Raw genomic sequence first — 14827 nt, 5'->3', positions numbered from 1 at the left:
GGCTACTCGGCCTTGATGGCCGTCAGCACGTTCAGCCGGGCCGCGCGGCGGGCCGGCCACAGGGCGGCCAGGACGCCGACCGCGCCCGCCAGCAGCAGGAAGACCGCCATCCGGCCCCAGGGCAGCACCAGTTCGTACGTCGGCATCTTGGTGGCCAGCACCTGGCCGGCCGCCCAGCCGAAGAACACGCCCAGGCCGATCCCCAGCACCCCGCCGAACAGCGAGATCACCAGGGACTCCAGCCGGACCATCCGCTTGACCGCCCCGCGGTCCAGGCCGATGGCCCGCAGCATGCCGATCTCCTGCGCGCGCTCGAAGACGGACATGGCCAGCGTGTTGACGACGCCGAGCACCGCGACGATCACCGCCATGCCGAGCAGGCCGTAGACCATGTTCAGCATCAGCGTGAACGACTTGGCGATCTCCTGGGAGATGTCCCGCTTGTCCTGGACCCTGATCGCCGGGTTGTCGCCGAGGACCTTCTGCAGCGTGTCCTTGGCCGTGTCCGACGCGCCGTCCGCCGTCTTCACCATGACCTGCATGTCGGCCGGGTCGGTCAGGTGCGGGGTGAGGACCTTGTCGTCCACGATGATGCCGTGGAGCAGGTCGTTGCCCTCGTAGACGCCGGCGACCGTCAGCCGGCGCGCCGTACCGTCCTCGAAGTGCGCGGTGAACCGCGAACCGGCCCGCCAGCCGTGCTCCTCGGCCAGATCCCGGTCCACGACGGTCCGCGGGCCGCCCACCGCGAAGGAGCCGTCGGTCACCTCCAGGTCCGTCAGCTCGCCGATCGCGGCGCCGTCGACACCGGTCAGGTACTCCGTGCCGCCGTCGATCCGGGACTCCCCGTTGCGCAGCGGGCTGCTCGCGGTGACCCCGTCGGCGGCGGCCAGCTTCCTCGCCACGTCCGGCGAGAGCGGGCCGCGGTTGGCCATCGAGACCACGTAGTCGGCGCGGATCGCCGAACTGGCCATCTTGTCGATGGACGTCTGGAGGCTCCCGGCCATCACCGTCATCCCGGTGATCAGGGTCAGCCCGATCATCAGCGCCGAGGCGGTGGCCGCGGTACGGCGCGGGTTGCGCACCGAGTTGCGGCGGGCCAGCTTGCCGGCCACCCCGAAGGCGCGCAGCACCGGCGCGGCGGCGGCGATCAGCGGGCGGGACAGCAGCGGGGTCAGCACGAACACGCCGATGATCAGCAGGACGGCGCCGAGCCCCAGCACGCCCTGGCCGGTGTCCGCGTCCATCGCCGTCGCCGCGAGGACCACCGCGACACCGGCCGCCGCGAACAGCGCGCCCAGCGTGTTGCGCAGCACCAGGGACTTGGCGGTTGCGGTGGCGTGGACACTGCTCATCGCCGCCACCGGCGGGATCTTCGCGGCCCGGCGGCCCGGCAGCCAGGCGGCCAGCATGGTGACGACGACGCCGACCGCGAGGGCGGTGCCCACCGTGCCGGGGGTGATCACCAGCGGCCCGTCCGGCACGCTCGCGCCGAAGGTGCCCAGCAGCGAGCGCAGGCCCGCGCCGATGCCGATGCCGGCGGCCAGACCGGCCACGCCGGCCACCGCGCCGACGGCGAACGCCTCGACGAGCACCGAGCGGGTGACCTGGCGGCGGGAGGCGCCGACCGCCCGCAGCAGGGCCAGCTCCCGGGTGCGCTGGGCGACCAGCATGGTGAAGGTGTTGGCGATGATGAACGTGCCGACGAACAGGGCGATGCCGGCGAACACCAGCAGGCCCTGCTTCATGCTGCTCATGGAGGCGGAGATGGCCCGCGCCTGGTCGTCGGCGAGCCGCTCGCCGGTGGTGGTCGTCACCGGCGCGGCGGGCAGGGCCTTGTCCAGCGCGGCCTTGAGCGCCCTCTGGCTGGTGCCGGCGGCCGCGCGCACGTCGATCTCGTCGTAGGTGCCCTTCTTGCCGAACAGGGACTGCGCGGTCGGCGTGTCGAACAGGGCGAGGCTGCCGCCGGCGGCCACGTTGCCGTCGTCGGTGGTGAAGACGCCGCTGACGGTGGAGGTGAGGACCGGGCCGTCGACGGACAGGCGCACGGTGTCGCCGGTCTTCAGGCCGGCCCGGCGCGCGGTCGCCGAGTCGAGCAGCACCTCGTCCCGGCCGTGCGGGGCGTGGCCGCTGACCAGCGGATAGCGCGGGTCCTCGGGGCCCCAGTAGTTGCCGCCGGCGGACTGCCAGTCGCCGCCGACCAGCTTGCCGTCCTTGCCGGCGACGGCGGTGAAGCCGGTGACGACACCGGTGGCGGAGGCGGCGCCGGGCACCTTGGCGGCCCGGTCCAGCAGGGCCTGGGTCAGCTCGGGCCGGCGGCCCACCCGGTCGCCCTTCCCTTCCTGGTACTCGGGCCGGATGGCCACGTCGACCTGGTCGAAGCCCTTGGCGGAGCTCTTCTGGTAGGCGTCGGAGAGGGTGTTGGTGAACACCAGGGTCCCGGAGACGAACGCCACGCCGAGCAGGACGGCGAGCACGGTCATCAGCAGCCGGGCCTTGTGCGCGAGGACGTTGCGCAGGGCGGTGCGGAACATCAGCTGGTACGGCCCTTCGCGTCGAACTGCTTCATCGTGTCGAGGACGGACTCGGCGGAGGGGCCGTGTATCTCGTCCACGATCCGCCCGTCCGCGAGGAAGACGACGCGGTCGGCGTAGGCGGCGGCCACCGGGTCGTGGGTCACCATGACCACCGTCTGGCCCAGCTCGCGCACGGAGTTGCGCAGGAAGCCGAGCACCTCGGCGCCGGAGCGGGAGTCCAGGTTTCCGGTGGGCTCGTCGCCGAAGACGATGTCGGGCCGGGAGGCGAGGGCGCGTGCCACGGCGACCCGCTGCTGCTGGCCGCCGGAGAGCTGCGAGGGCCGGTGGCGCAGCCGCCCCGACAGCCCGACCATCTCGATGACCCGGTCCAGCCACGCCTTGTCCGGCCTGCGCCCGGCGATGTCCATCGGGAGGGTGATGTTCTCCAGGGCGGTGAGCGTCGGCAGCAGGTTGAACGCCTGGAAGATGAAGCCGATCTTGTCCCGGCGCAACTTGGTGAGCTGCTTGTCCTTCAGGGAGGCCAGTTCCGTGTCACCGATCCGGACGGACCCGGAGGAGAAGGTGTCCAGACCGGCCACGCAGTGCATCAGCGTGGACTTGCCGGACCCGGACGGGCCCATGATCGCGGTGAACTCGGCGGCCCGGAAGTCGACCGAGACCCGGTCCAGGGCGACCACCCGGGTCTCACCCTGCCCGTAGATCTTCGACAACTCCGTGGCGCGTGCGGCCACGGCGGTGGTCCGGCCGGCGGTGGGTGTGGTGGTCACGGGGTGGTGCTCCTGTCGGGACGACGTGGTTCCTGGGGACCGTTCCATCGTCCCGGCGTGAACAGCGCGTGAAGTCAGCCGCTGTTCCGGTTCCGGAGGGCGACCCGGGGCGGACGGGAGGGCGCCGTGTCATACCTGGGGAGGACGGCCGACCCGGAGAGAGCGAGGGGGCAGGACAGCCGTCGGCCTGTTCAGAACCGGTGGACCGCCCTTGTTCAGACGGTGAAATTCCGTCATTTCACGTACACGCGCGCGCCTGTCACGCCAGGCTATTGGCAAGTGCGGATGGCGCGTTCCGTCGGCTGATGCACCCTCAGACGTCAATAAAATAAGACAACATCGGTCCACCCGTCCGCTGTCCGGGGGATGGGTCCCGATAGGCTCGGACCCTCGATGCGGAGCCCATGGCCTGCCCGGATGGTGGAATGCAGACACGGCGAGCTTAAACCTCGCTGCCCCTTCGCGGGCGTGCCGGTTCAAGTCCGGCTCCGGGCACTTTCCGCCTACGGCGTCCGGCCGGCGTGCCACCGCTCTTCCACCGAGCCTGCCCCGGTTGTCCCGTCTGAATCCCCACCGCTTTCCGCCCCGAGGCGACGCGCGGCCGGCCGGTCCGGCCGCGGCCCGCGCCCAGTGCCGGGGCGGTCTTCCCCTCCTTCCCCGGCTCCTCTCCGGACCACCGGGCGCGTCCGGTTCCCGGGCGACCGTTGACACAGGGGCGTGCCCGGCCCGAAACTCGCACGCAACAGTGAAGAAAAGTTCACCAGGCGAACGGGAGCGGGAGCCGGTGGCGGAGAAGGGAGCGGGCGATGCGTACCACCGTGGGGATCATCGGGGCCGGTCCGGCCGGGCTCTTGCTCGCGCTGCTGCTGCACCGCGCCGGGATCGACTCGGTCGTGCTGGAGAGCCGGGACCGCGCCTACGTCGAGCAGCGGCAGCGGGCCGGGATCCTGGAGCAGGGCACGGTCGACGTGCTGCGCGCCGCCGGGGCAGGGGAGCGGATGGACCGGGAGGGGCTGCGGCACGACGGGATCGAGCTGCGGTTCGGCCGGCGCCGGCACCGTGTCGACTTCCCCGCGCTCACCGGCGGGCGGTCCGTGACCGTCTACGCCCAGACCGAGGTCTGCAAGGACCTCATCGCGCTCCGGCTGGAGGAGGGCGGGCCGCTGCTGTTCGAGGCCGAGGCGCTGGCGGTGGAGGACGCGCAGGGCGACCGGCCGCGGATCCGGTTCCGGCACCAGGGGCGCGAGGAGGTGCTGGACTGCGCGTACGTCGTCGGCTGCGACGGCTTCTGGGGCGTGGCCCGGAAGGCGTTCCCGGCCGAGGTCTCGCGGGTGTTCGAGCGGTCGTACCCGTACGCCTGGCTCGGCGTCCTCGCCGACGTCGCCCCCTCCCACGACGAACTCGTCTACGCCCGCCACGAGCGCGGCTTCGCCCTGCTCTCCATGCGGTCGCCGGCCGTGTCCCGGCTCTATCTCCAGGTGCCCGCCGGAACCGAGGCCGGCCAGTGGAGCGACGAGGAGATCTGGGACGAGCTGGAGCGGCGGCTGGAGACGGACGACGACTGGCGGCTGGAGCGCGGGCCCGTCACCCAGAAGTCGGTCACGCCGATGCGCTCCTTCGTGCACGAACCGATGCGGCACGGCCGGCTCTTCCTGGCCGGCGACGCCGCCCACATCGTGCCGCCGACCGGCGCCAAGGGACTGAACCTGGCCGTCGGCGACGTCGTCACCCTCGCCCGGGCCCTCGCCCACGAGCAGGAGACCGGCTCCCCGGAACTCCTCGACGCCTACTCCGCGACCTGTCTGCGCCGGGTCTGGCAGGCCGAACGGTTCTCCTACGACATGACGACCCTGCTGCACACCGCCCCGGACGCCGACGCCTTCGACGCCCGGCTCCAGCAGGCCCGGCTGGAGCGGATCGCCTCCTCCCGCGCGGCCGAGACCGAGCTGGCCGAGGCGTACACGGGGTTTCCGCTCGGTTAGCCGCGCGTCCATGGCCGCGAACCGCCCGCCCGCGTAGCGTGTGGTGCGGCACGGCAGGGGAAAGATCCTCCTCAGGTAGCATGTGGATCTTTTGCCAATACATTACTCTTGAGCCAAGGCTGCATTCGGCAGTCATGGAGGAGTGAGATGAGGAGCAGCAACCCGGTCTTCTCGCGACGGGGCTTCAGCCGAGACAACGGCTACGCCGGCTTCAACACCGCACCGCAGGCCGGGTACGCACAGGCTGACCCGCACGCGCAGAACCCGTACGCGCAGAACCCGTACGCGCAGAACCCGTACGCGCAGAACCCGTACGCGCAGAATCCCTACGCGCAGAACCCGTACGCGCAGCCGGACGCCCGGCACGGCACCCAGGCCCCGGCCACCGCCGACCGGATGACCATGGACGACGTCGTCGTCCGCTCGGCCCTCACGCTCGGCACGGTCGCCGTCGGCGCCGTCCTCGCCTGGGCGCTGCTGCCGGTCTCCGGCACCAGTTACGGCCTGGCGATCGGCTCCGCGCTGGTCGCGTTCGTGCTGGCGATGGTGCAGAGCTTCAAGCGCACCCCGTCGCCCGCGCTGATCCTCGGGTACGCCGCCTTCGAGGGCGTCTTCCTGGGCGTGTTCAGCGAGATGTTCAACAGCCGCTGGAGCGGCGCCCCGTTCCAGGCGGTGCTCGGCACCATGGCGGTCTCGGCCGCGACCCTGCTGGTCTACAAGGCCGGCTGGATCCGCGTCACCGCACGCTACGCCCGCATCGGCATCTCCATCGCGGTCGCCTTCATGGTGGTCATGGCGGTCAACCTGCTGCTGGTGGCCTTCGGCGTCGCCGAGAACGGCGGTCTGCGCAGCTTCGGCCCGCTCGGCGCGATCGTCGGCATCCTCGCGATCGTGCTCGGCGCGTTCTTCCTGACCCTGGACTTCAAGCAGATCGAGGACGGCATCGCCTACGGCGCGCCGCGCAACGAGTCCTGGCTCGCCGCGTTCGGCCTCACCATGACCCTGGTGTGGATCTACGTGGAGATGCTGCGGCTGGTGGCGATCTTCAGCAGCAACGACTAGCGCCCCGGCGCACGTCGCGGCAGGGCCCCGGGCGATCCGCCCGGGGCCCTGTGCCGTTCAGAGCAGCCTGCGCGCCGCCCTCCTCAGGTCGTACTCGTGCACGATCGCCTTGGCGTGGCCGTACGCCAGGTGGTACTCGTGCCGGAGCCAGCTGACCTTCTCCTCGAAACGGAACAGGGCCGGGCCTTCTTCGACGGCGCGCAGCCAGTCGGTGACCTCACGACCGGTGCAGCGCGGGATGCGGGCGAGCAGGTTGCGGTGGGTCTCCTCGGACAAGACGTGGGACATCGGCGCCTCCGTACACAAAGGGGATGTAAGCCGGTCCTTCACGTCACCGTGCCTGAGCGTGCGCGTCTTGGCAACAGTGCGCGCGCTACCCTCGCCGGGTGGTTGATACGACGCCCCTGACCCAAGCAGTGGATCACTTCGCCGACCGGTTGCGGGCCGCGCCGCAGAGCCGGCTCCAGCGCGGGGCCGCAGCCCAGGCGCTGGACGTGGCCCGGGAACTGTCCCGGCGCGCGCAGTTGAGGGAGGAGCCCGGACGCACGCCGCGGGAGATGCCGGACGCCGGCATGTTCGCCGCGGCGGACCAGATCCTCGTGGCCGCGCACGACCTGGCCGTGCTGCTGGAGAGCGACGAGGAGGTCGCCGAGGCCGTGCGGCTGGTGGAGGAGGCGCGGCAGCGGGCCGGGGTGTGAGGGCCCCGAGGCGCCGGCTACAGGAGGGGCGTCACAGGGACGCGATGACCCGGTCGGCCAGGACGTAGACCATGTCCTCGCCGCACGCGAACGTCAGGGTGTACGCGCCGGAGACGCCCGAACCGCCCAGCAGATAGGGGGTCTCGCCCGCCTCCAGGGCCACGGCCAGGCGTTCGGCCGGCTCGCGGTGGCCCGGGGTCATGCACAGGGTGGTGCCGTCGGCGAAGACGTACACGTCGAGCGTGCCCAGCGGGCCGGGGCGGACGTCGGAGAGCCGGACCTGCCCCTCGGCGAGCTGCTCCAGCGTGGCCGCCGTGCCCTCGTGGTCGTTCACGGCCGCCGGCTGCGCCGGGACGAACTCGGGGTGCGAGGGGTGCCGGCGGCGGGCGGCGGCCAGCTCCGGGGACTCTCCTGCGGACGGGACGCCCCCGGAGAACTCGTCGCCGTCGCCGGACGGCTCGGCCACCGGCTCCAGCGGCTCCAGACCCGCGAAGTCCGCCTGCCGGGGCAGGAACAGATCGGCCTCGGGCAGTCCGAACAGCGACGGCGCGTCGGCCGCGTCACGGGCCTCCTGCGCCGCCCAGAAGGCGCGCGCCTCGGCCAGTTCGCGCTCCCGCTCCTCGGCGAGCGCCTCGGCCACGGCCGCGCGTATCCGGTCGGCGTCGACCGCGGGCCGGGCGTGCGGCAGCAGGGCCCGCGCGGTGGCCGCCTGGTCGTCGGCCAGCTGCCGCTGCAACGCGCCGAGCTGGCGGCGCAGCTTCAGCACGGTGCGCAGGACGGCGACGCCCACGGCGCCGGTGGCTGCCGTGGTGAGCAGCAGGGCGATCGGCATGGCGCTCACTGACGTACTCCCGGTTCAAGGTCGACCCCCCGACTTCCTACATCAGCTTGAAGGGTGGACTAACCAACTGTCAGTGCGTAACGTCACGAATCGGGCATGACTTGCGACGCATGGCATCGTCGTACGCCGGGCCGGTCCGCGCTGACCTGCACCGATGTGCACGGCGAGCGAGATAGGTCACATCCTGGGGGAGATTGGGTCACGGAAAGGCCCAGAACCGTGGTGTTTCCCCGGTTCTGGGCACTGCCACGACGAAGCGTGCGCGGTCCGCTACGGACGGTGGGTCAGCTGAGGCGCTCGATGACCATCGCCATGCCCTGGCCGCCGCCGACGCACATCGTCTCCAGGCCGAACTGCTTGTCGTGCCACTGGAGGGAGTTGATGAGGGTGCCGGTGATGCGGGCGCCCGTCATGCCGAAGGGGTGGCCGACGGCGATGGCGCCGCCGTTGACGTTCAGCTTGTCCAGGTCGATGCCCAGCTCGCGGTAGGAGGGGATCACCTGGGCGGCGAACGCCTCGTTGATCTCGACCAGGTCGATGTCGCCGATGCCCAGACCGGCGCGGCGGAGGGCCTGCTTGCTGGCCTCCACCGGGCCGAGGCCCATGATCTCGGGCGAGAGGCCGGAGACGCCGGTGGAGACGATCCGGGCGAGCGGGGTCAGGCCCAGCTCGCGGGCCTTGGTGTCGGACATGATGACGAGCGCGGCGGCACCGTCGTTCAGCGGGCAGCAGTTGCCGGCGGTGACGAGCCCGTCCGGACGGAAGACCGGCTTCAGGCCCTGGACGCCCTCCAGGGTGACGCCGGGGCGCGGGCCGTCGTCCTTGGCGACCACCGTGCCGTCGGGCAGCGTCACCGGGGTGATCTCGCGCTCCCAGAAGCCGTTCTTGATGGCCTGCTCGGCGAGGTTCTGCGAGCGGACGCCGAACTCGTCCATCTCCTCGCGGGTGACGCCCTTCCAGCGGGCGAGGTTCTCGGCGGTCTGGCCCATCGCGATGTACGGGTCGGGCAGCAGGCCGTCCTCGCGCGGGTCGTGCCAGGTCGTGCCCTCCTGGTGGGCGACGGCCTCGGTGCGGGCCTCGGCCTCGGCGAACAGCGGGTTGTGCGTGTCCGGCAGGCCGTCGGAGCTGCCCTTGACGTAGCGGGAGACCATCTCGACGCCGGCCGAGATGAAGACGTCGCCCTCGCCGGCCTTGATGGCGTGCAGCGCCATGCGGGAGGTCTGCAGGGACGAGGAGCAGTACCGGGTGACCGTGCAGCCCGGCAGGTGGTCCATGCCCATCTGCACGGCGACGACCCGGCCGAGGTTGTGGCCCTGCTCGCCGCCGGGCAGACCACAGCCGAGCATCAGGTCGTCGATGTCCGCGGGGTCCAGCTCGGGGACCTTGGCGAGCGCGGCCTGGATGATCGTGGCGGTCAGGTCGTCGGGGCGCAGGTCCTTCAGGGAGCCCTTGTTCGCGCGGCCGATGGGAGAGCGGGCGGTCGAGACGATGACGGCTTCGGGCATCACGGCTCCAGGGGAAGGATGTCGGGCAGGGCCGTCTGGGAAGTTACCCGTCCGTACCCGAGCGGTCATCGGTGTCGGGGTGTGACACTGGCCGCAGTTTTCTAAGCGCTTGCTTTTTCCGGGGTCCCGGGCGACCTCCGGGGTCCCGGATGGCCTCCGGGGTTCCGGGCTGCCTCCCGGGTCCCGGGGCGGCCTCCGGGGGTCTCCCGGGCCGACCGGGTCTCCGGCCGCCCGGGTTTCACACGCCGTCACACGGTCGGTGCCGCCGGCTCGGCCTCCGGGACCCGGCGCCGCCGCCTGCGCTTCAGCAGGGCCCAGGGGCCGCGCGGACCGGCGGGCATGGCCGCGGTGACCTCCGTACCGGCCTCCGAGGCCGCCTCGGCCGCGGCCCGGGCGACCGGCAGGAAGCCCTCTCGGCGCGACACGTCCGGCCGTTCCTCCTCCGCCGGCCACAGGCCCAGCGCCGCGCACACCGTGGGCAGGACGGCCATCGCCGCAGTCGCGTACCCCTCCGCCGACGGGTGGTACTGGTCCGGTCCGAACAGCTCGCGCGGGTTCGCCGCGAACTCGGGGCCGAGCAGATCGCCCAGCGACACCGTGCGCCCGCCCTGCTCGACCACCCCGATCGTCTGCGCCGCGGCGAGCTGCCGGGACGCCCGCCGGGCCAGCCAGCGCAGCGGCTGCTGCACCGGCTCGATCGTGCCGAGGTCGGGACAGGTGCCGACCACCACCTCGGCGCCGGCCGTGCGCAGCCGCCGGACCGCCGCCGACAGGTGCCGTACCGAACGGGTCGGCGGCATCCGCTGGGTCACGTCGTTGGCGCCGATCATCACCACGCAGACGTCCGGGACGGGCGAGGGCGACGACAGCACCACGGAGACCTGCCGGTCCAGGTCGTCGGACCGGGCGCCGGGCACCGCCACGGTCCGCAGCTCCACCGGCCGCTCCGCCACCGCCGCCAGACCGGAGGCCAGCAGCGCGCCCGGGGTCTGGCCCGCCCGGTGCACGCCCTGCCCCGCCGCCGTGGAGTCGCCGAGCATGGTCAGGCGCAGGGGCGGCTCACCGGGCACGTCGTACGCGCGGCCGTACCCGCCGTCGGCCACCGGCACCCGGCCGCCGGTCCCGTTGCCCACCTGGCGCCGCGCCAGCCGCATCTCCGCCAGCACCAGACCGACGACGGCCGCGCCGACCAGTCCCGCCCCGCCACCGCCGTACGCCGCTCCGGCCGCGATCCGCCGGGCCACCCGTGCCCTCGACATGCTCGTCATGCGCCGCCGCCACCTCCTCATAGCCGTACACCCACTCCTTGCCCCGTACGGACCGTGCGTCAATCTCGACGGCGAGTGAACGGACCGCGCCCGCCGTGCGGCTGGCCTTAGGCTGGCGGCACCACTACGAATACGTCTTTTCATGCAGCGACCGGAGACAACGGTGCGATACCACGACTCGATGATCAGCCTCGTCGGCAACACCCCGCTGGTGCGGCTCAACAACGTGACCAAGGGGATCCAGGCGACCGTCCTGGCGAAGGTGGAGTACTTCAACCCGGGCGGCTCCGTGAAGGACCGCATCGCCCTGCGCATGATCGAGGCCGCCGAGCAGAGCGGGGAGCTGCGGCCGGGCGGCACGATCGTCGAGCCGACCAGTGGCAACACCGGTGTGGGACTGGCCATCGTGGCCCAGCAGAAGGGCTACAAGTGCATCTTCGTGTGCCCCGACAAGGTGAGCACCGACAAGATCAACGTGCTGCGCGCGTACGGCGCCGAGGTCGTCGTCTGCCCGACCGCCGTGGCGCCGGAGCACCCGGACTCCTACTACAACGTCTCCGACCGGCTCGTCCGTGAGACCCCGGGCGCCTGGAAGCCCGACCAGTACTCCAACCCCAACAACCCGCTCTCGCACTATCACTCGACCGGCCCCGAGCTGTGGGAGCAGACCGAGGGGAAGATCACCCACTTCGTGGCGGGCGTCGGCACCGGCGGCACCATCTCCGGCACCGGCCGCTACCTGAAGGAGGCCAGCCAGGGCGCGGTCAAGGTCGTCGGCGCCGACCCGGAGGGCTCGGTGTACTCCGGCGGCTCCGGGCGGCCGTATCTGGTCGAGGGCGTCGGCGAGGACTTCTGGCCGACCGCCTACGACCGCGAGGTCGCCGACGAGATCGTCGCCGTCTCCGACAAGGACTCCTTCCAGATGACCCGCCGGCTGGCCAAGGAGGAGGGCCTGCTCGTGGGCGGCTCCTGCGGCATGGCCGTCGTGGCGGCGCTGAAGGTCGCCGAGCGGCTCGGCCCGGACGACGTCGTGGTGGTGCTTCTGCCCGACAGCGGCCGCGGCTACCTGAGCAAGATCTTCAACGACGAGTGGATCAGCCAGCACGGGTTCAGCGAGCAGCCCTCGACCGGCCAGACGGTCGGCGAGGTGCTGGCGCACAAGGCGGAGACGGAGGGTGGCATCCCCAGCTTCGTGCACGTGCATCCCTCCGAGACCGTGGCGGAGGCGATCAGCGTGCTGCGGGAGTTCGGGGTGTCGCAGATGCCGGTGGTGGCCCCTGGAGCGGGTCACCCCGACGTGATGGCGGGCGAGGTCATCGGCGCGGTGGAGGAGCGGGAACTGCTGCACGCCCTGGTGGCCGACCGCGCCCCGTCCGACGCTCCGCTGGAGAAGTACATGTCCGATCCTCTTCCGGTCGTCGGCTCCGGCGAACCGGTGGAACGGCTCATGACGGCCCTCGAAGGCCGAGACGCCGCGGTAGTCCTGGTGGACGGCAAGCCGGCAGGCATCGTCACCCGTCAGGACCTCCTGGCCTTCCTCGCCAACCCGACCAGGTGACACAGACCGAACGAGTGAGCCGCCCAAGAGCCGATCAGTCTCCTGCCTCGGATCACTGAAGAGTCCACGCCCGAGAGCCCCGGCCAAGCAGACGGCCCGGGGCTCTCGGGTGTCTACGGGGCATGCGACGGCCCGTTCCCGGCCCATGACACTGAGAGGTTCAGCGTCGGGACGTCGTAGTCGACTCCCACCGCAGTGAAGCCGAGCGCGTAGTACCGCTCGCGTTTCAGCTTCGTGTTCGGGGTCGGGCCCGTCCCGGCCCGGGAAGGGGTGCGCAGGCCGGGACGGGGGTTCACGGGGCCGGGACCGGGGTCTGGTTGGCCTCCTGGACGGCTGCGTCGTACGCCGCGTTCGCGAGGGCGTTGAACTCGGTGTCGTGGGCGTCCCGCGCAGTGGCCGCGCGGTGAGCCCTGGCGAGGGCCCAGAACTTCCGGTTGGACTCGACCACCATGAAGTCTTCGAGCATCTGGGCGACCGAGTCGGCCGGCAGGAAGCGCAGGCGCACCATGCTCGACCAGAGAGTGACGCACCTGTTGGCGTGCAGCACGCGCGCGGCGTCGTCCGCGTCCAGACCCGGAACCAGGGTCTCGTGCAGCTCGGTGTCCTTGCCCGTGTCGCGGAGCAGTTCCGCGTGCAGGCGGATGAACTCCAAGTGCTTCATCTCGCGGTGGTGCCGCTCCGCCTTTTTCAGGTGCGCGAATCCGAGAAAGAGGCCCGCCAAGCCCAGGCCGATTGCGGCGGGGGAGTTCTTCAAGGTTCCTCCGGTTGTTCGTGGGGCGGGGCGTCCCGATCCGCCCGGACGTGTGGAAGGTTCAGCATTTGAGCTAGCTGGTCGGCCTGCGCTTGTACGGCCACTCGCTCGGGGTCGACATACGCCCACTCGCACTTGCCCGGGTGGTACTTGAAGATCGTGCATCCGGTGCCCAGCTCGGTGCGCCGGTTCATGCAGCACACGAAGTCGGCGATCCACTGCTCAGGTGACCCGTCTCGCCAGCACAGGAACAGATCCGAGTGGACCGAGGAACCCGTACGCAGCCATGCCGCGTGGAAGTCGTGAGGTACGTCCTCGACCATGCACCGGGACGGCGCTTCCGGCGACCAGTCCGGGTCAGGGAAAGGGGATCTGATCAGCTCCGCGATGGCCCGGACGGCATCGTCCGGCTCGGCCGTGGCAGAACACCGGAAGGTCACCGGAGTCCCTCCGTCGTGACAGCCGTAAGCGCCCACCCCAGCAGGGCACAGACCGCGAGAGCGAACACGGTCCAACCCGGGGTGCGCCTGCGCCGGGCATGTCACTGGCTCAACGGGGTCAAGCCACGAAGAAATGTTCGGCCGGTGATCGTCGAAGCCCTGGCCAGACGCATCGGGCGCCCGATCACTCATGACGAAGCGGGTTTTGGCGCTGCACCCGGCATGACTGAATTGGACGTAGCGGCCGGCGAGCATGACCTGAACACCATTGAGGGTCTGGTTCACACCGGAAGGGCTGACATGGACCCATCTCGCCGAACGGTTCTCACGACCGCGCTGTACTCCGCCACGCTGGCAGTGCCGGGCTTTGACGAAGCCGACGAGACCCTGGACCGCCTGGAGCACCAGGCCGCCGGGCGAACCGTTCGGATCGGCCCCGGCGAAGTCGCCGTGGTCCGCAGCATGACGGAGAAGATCGCCGACATGCTCGACGAGCACGGGGGCGCGCACGCGCGCCCGATGGCCGCCGCGTTCATCGTGAACTCTGTCGCGTCCTACCTTCGGGCGGACGGCACGGACAGCGTGAAGAACGACATGAAGGCCGCCGCCTCCGATCTGGTGTACCTCACCGGATGGATGGCGATGTACGAGCGCGCCCACGGTCTCGGGCAGAGGTACTACCGGCAGGCCCTCGGTCTGGCCAAAGCGGCGAACGATCAAGTGACGTACTGCCGGACCCTTCGCGGTATGGCCCTTCAGGCCGCGAATCTTCAGCACGCGAACAAAGCCCTCGAACTGGCGGACTCCGCCGCCGAGGCAGCGCCCTCCGCCGGCCCCCGCCTGGTGGCGTTCCTGCGCGGGCAACAAGCCCACGGGGCCGCGCTGGTCGGCGACCGGCGGCAAGCCTTCCGACGACTCCGCGAGACCGAGGACGCCCTGTCGAAGGCGGACACCCGGCGAGACGCCATCGGCGGCTATGACCAGGCCGCCTACTTCTTCCACCAGTCCGCCGTCCTGTACGCCCTCGGCGACGTGCCCGGCTCGATCACCGCCATGAAGGCATCGAACCGGGTTCGCCCGCAGATGGAGAAGCAGGGCAACGCGCACGCCAACGGGCTCCTCGCACAGCGACAGTTCGAGGTAGGGCACATCGAAGCCGCCTGTGAGACCTGGCATGCGCTCCTTGACGACTACGCCACGCTCAGCTCTTCACGGGCTGACGAACACTTCGACATCATGCGGCGACGCATCCGGCCCTACCTCAAGAACGTAAAGGTGCGGGAACTGAACGAACGTGCCCGAGAGATGGCACGGCAGAAGACAGCGGCCTAGGCAGTCTCGTTTGGATCAGTCGGTCGTTGGTCCGGGTGTGCCGTTGACTGACGCGCAGTGGGCGCGGATCGAGCCGTTACTCCCGGACC

The 14827-nt window shown here is 71.2% G+C and carries 12 protein-coding genes and 1 tRNA gene; 6 read left to right on the top strand and 7 right to left on the bottom strand.

Features of this window, described 5'->3' with window-relative positions:
- Window positions 1–2 precede the first annotated feature (2 nt).
- Entirely contained in the window at window positions 3–2531 is a 2529-nt protein-coding gene (locus tag ACZ4SV_RS32965) for an ABC transporter permease (RefSeq protein ID WP_468009352.1), read from the bottom strand.
- On the bottom strand, window positions 2531–3301 hold the full coding sequence (locus ACZ4SV_RS32960; protein WP_365874618.1) for an ABC transporter ATP-binding protein: 771 nt from the start codon (window positions 3299–3301) through the stop codon (window positions 2531–2533). Before ACZ4SV_RS32960 ends, ACZ4SV_RS32965 begins: the two co-directional genes overlap by 1 nt.
- 411 nt (window positions 3302–3712) lie before the next feature.
- Between ACZ4SV_RS32960 and ACZ4SV_RS32955 the strand changes: the two genes are divergently transcribed.
- The 3 genes from ACZ4SV_RS32955 (at window position 3713) to ACZ4SV_RS32945 (ending at window position 6345) form a co-directional block, all read left to right on the top strand.
- Window positions 3713–3796 (top strand) — tRNA-Leu (locus tag ACZ4SV_RS32955).
- A 311-nt stretch (window positions 3797–4107) separates the two neighbouring features.
- On the top strand, window positions 4108–5283 hold the full coding sequence (locus ACZ4SV_RS32950) for a 4-hydroxybenzoate 3-monooxygenase (protein ID WP_468009347.1): 1176 nt from the start codon (window positions 4108–4110) through the stop codon (window positions 5281–5283).
- A 147-nt stretch (window positions 5284–5430) separates the two neighbouring features.
- A complete protein-coding gene (locus ACZ4SV_RS32945; protein WP_468009343.1) occupies window positions 5431–6345 on the top strand; it encodes a Bax inhibitor-1/YccA family protein in 915 nt (304 codons plus the stop codon).
- A gap of 57 nt (window positions 6346–6402) precedes the next feature.
- Here ACZ4SV_RS32945 and ACZ4SV_RS32940 read toward each other — a convergent pair whose 3' ends face one another.
- Complete coding sequence (locus ACZ4SV_RS32940) at window positions 6403–6633, bottom strand: DUF4287 domain-containing protein (protein ID WP_365874624.1); 231 nt, start codon at window positions 6631–6633, stop codon at window positions 6403–6405.
- Between the two features lie 98 nt (window positions 6634–6731).
- Between ACZ4SV_RS32940 and ACZ4SV_RS32935 the strand changes: the two genes are divergently transcribed.
- A complete protein-coding gene (locus ACZ4SV_RS32935) occupies window positions 6732–7043 on the top strand; it encodes a hypothetical protein (RefSeq protein WP_365874626.1) in 312 nt (103 codons plus the stop codon).
- Between the two features lie 31 nt (window positions 7044–7074).
- Here the strand turns inward: ACZ4SV_RS32935 and ACZ4SV_RS32930 are convergent, their stop codons facing one another.
- From ACZ4SV_RS32930 to ACZ4SV_RS32920, 3 genes are all read right to left on the bottom strand, one after another.
- Complete coding sequence (locus tag ACZ4SV_RS32930; RefSeq protein WP_468009337.1) at window positions 7075–7884, bottom strand: hypothetical protein; 810 nt, start codon at window positions 7882–7884, stop codon at window positions 7075–7077.
- 284 nt (window positions 7885–8168) lie between these two features.
- Entirely contained in the window at window positions 8169–9389 is a 1221-nt protein-coding gene (locus ACZ4SV_RS32925; protein ID WP_365941540.1) for an acetyl-CoA C-acetyltransferase, read from the bottom strand.
- A 248-nt stretch (window positions 9390–9637) separates the two neighbouring features.
- Window positions 9638–10657, bottom strand: coding sequence for an SGNH/GDSL hydrolase family protein (locus tag ACZ4SV_RS32920; protein WP_468009332.1), 1020 nt, complete (start codon window positions 10655–10657; stop codon window positions 9638–9640).
- Between the two features lie 163 nt (window positions 10658–10820).
- Here ACZ4SV_RS32920 and ACZ4SV_RS32915 point away from each other — a divergent pair, with 163 nt between their 5' ends.
- Entirely contained in the window at window positions 10821–12215 is a 1395-nt protein-coding gene (locus tag ACZ4SV_RS32915) for a cystathionine beta-synthase (protein WP_468009328.1), read from the top strand.
- A gap of 292 nt (window positions 12216–12507) precedes the next feature.
- Here ACZ4SV_RS32915 and ACZ4SV_RS32910 read toward each other — a convergent pair whose 3' ends face one another.
- The gene (locus ACZ4SV_RS32910; protein ID WP_468009325.1) at window positions 12508–12969 is read right to left on the bottom strand and encodes a DUF6082 family protein; all 462 of its coding nucleotides are present in this window, start codon (window positions 12967–12969) and stop codon (window positions 12508–12510) included.
- Window positions 12970–13487: 518 nt separating this feature from the next.
- Here ACZ4SV_RS32910 and ACZ4SV_RS32905 point away from each other — a divergent pair.
- A complete protein-coding gene (locus ACZ4SV_RS32905) occupies window positions 13488–14738 on the top strand; it encodes a hypothetical protein (RefSeq protein WP_468009322.1) in 1251 nt (416 codons plus the stop codon).
- Window positions 14739–14827 lie beyond the last annotated feature (89 nt).

The organism is Streptomyces sp. NPDC027672 (assembly GCF_055566335.1).
The sequence above is the reverse complement of the archived record's forward strand: the minus strand, read 5'-3'. Positions and strand labels throughout refer to the sequence as shown.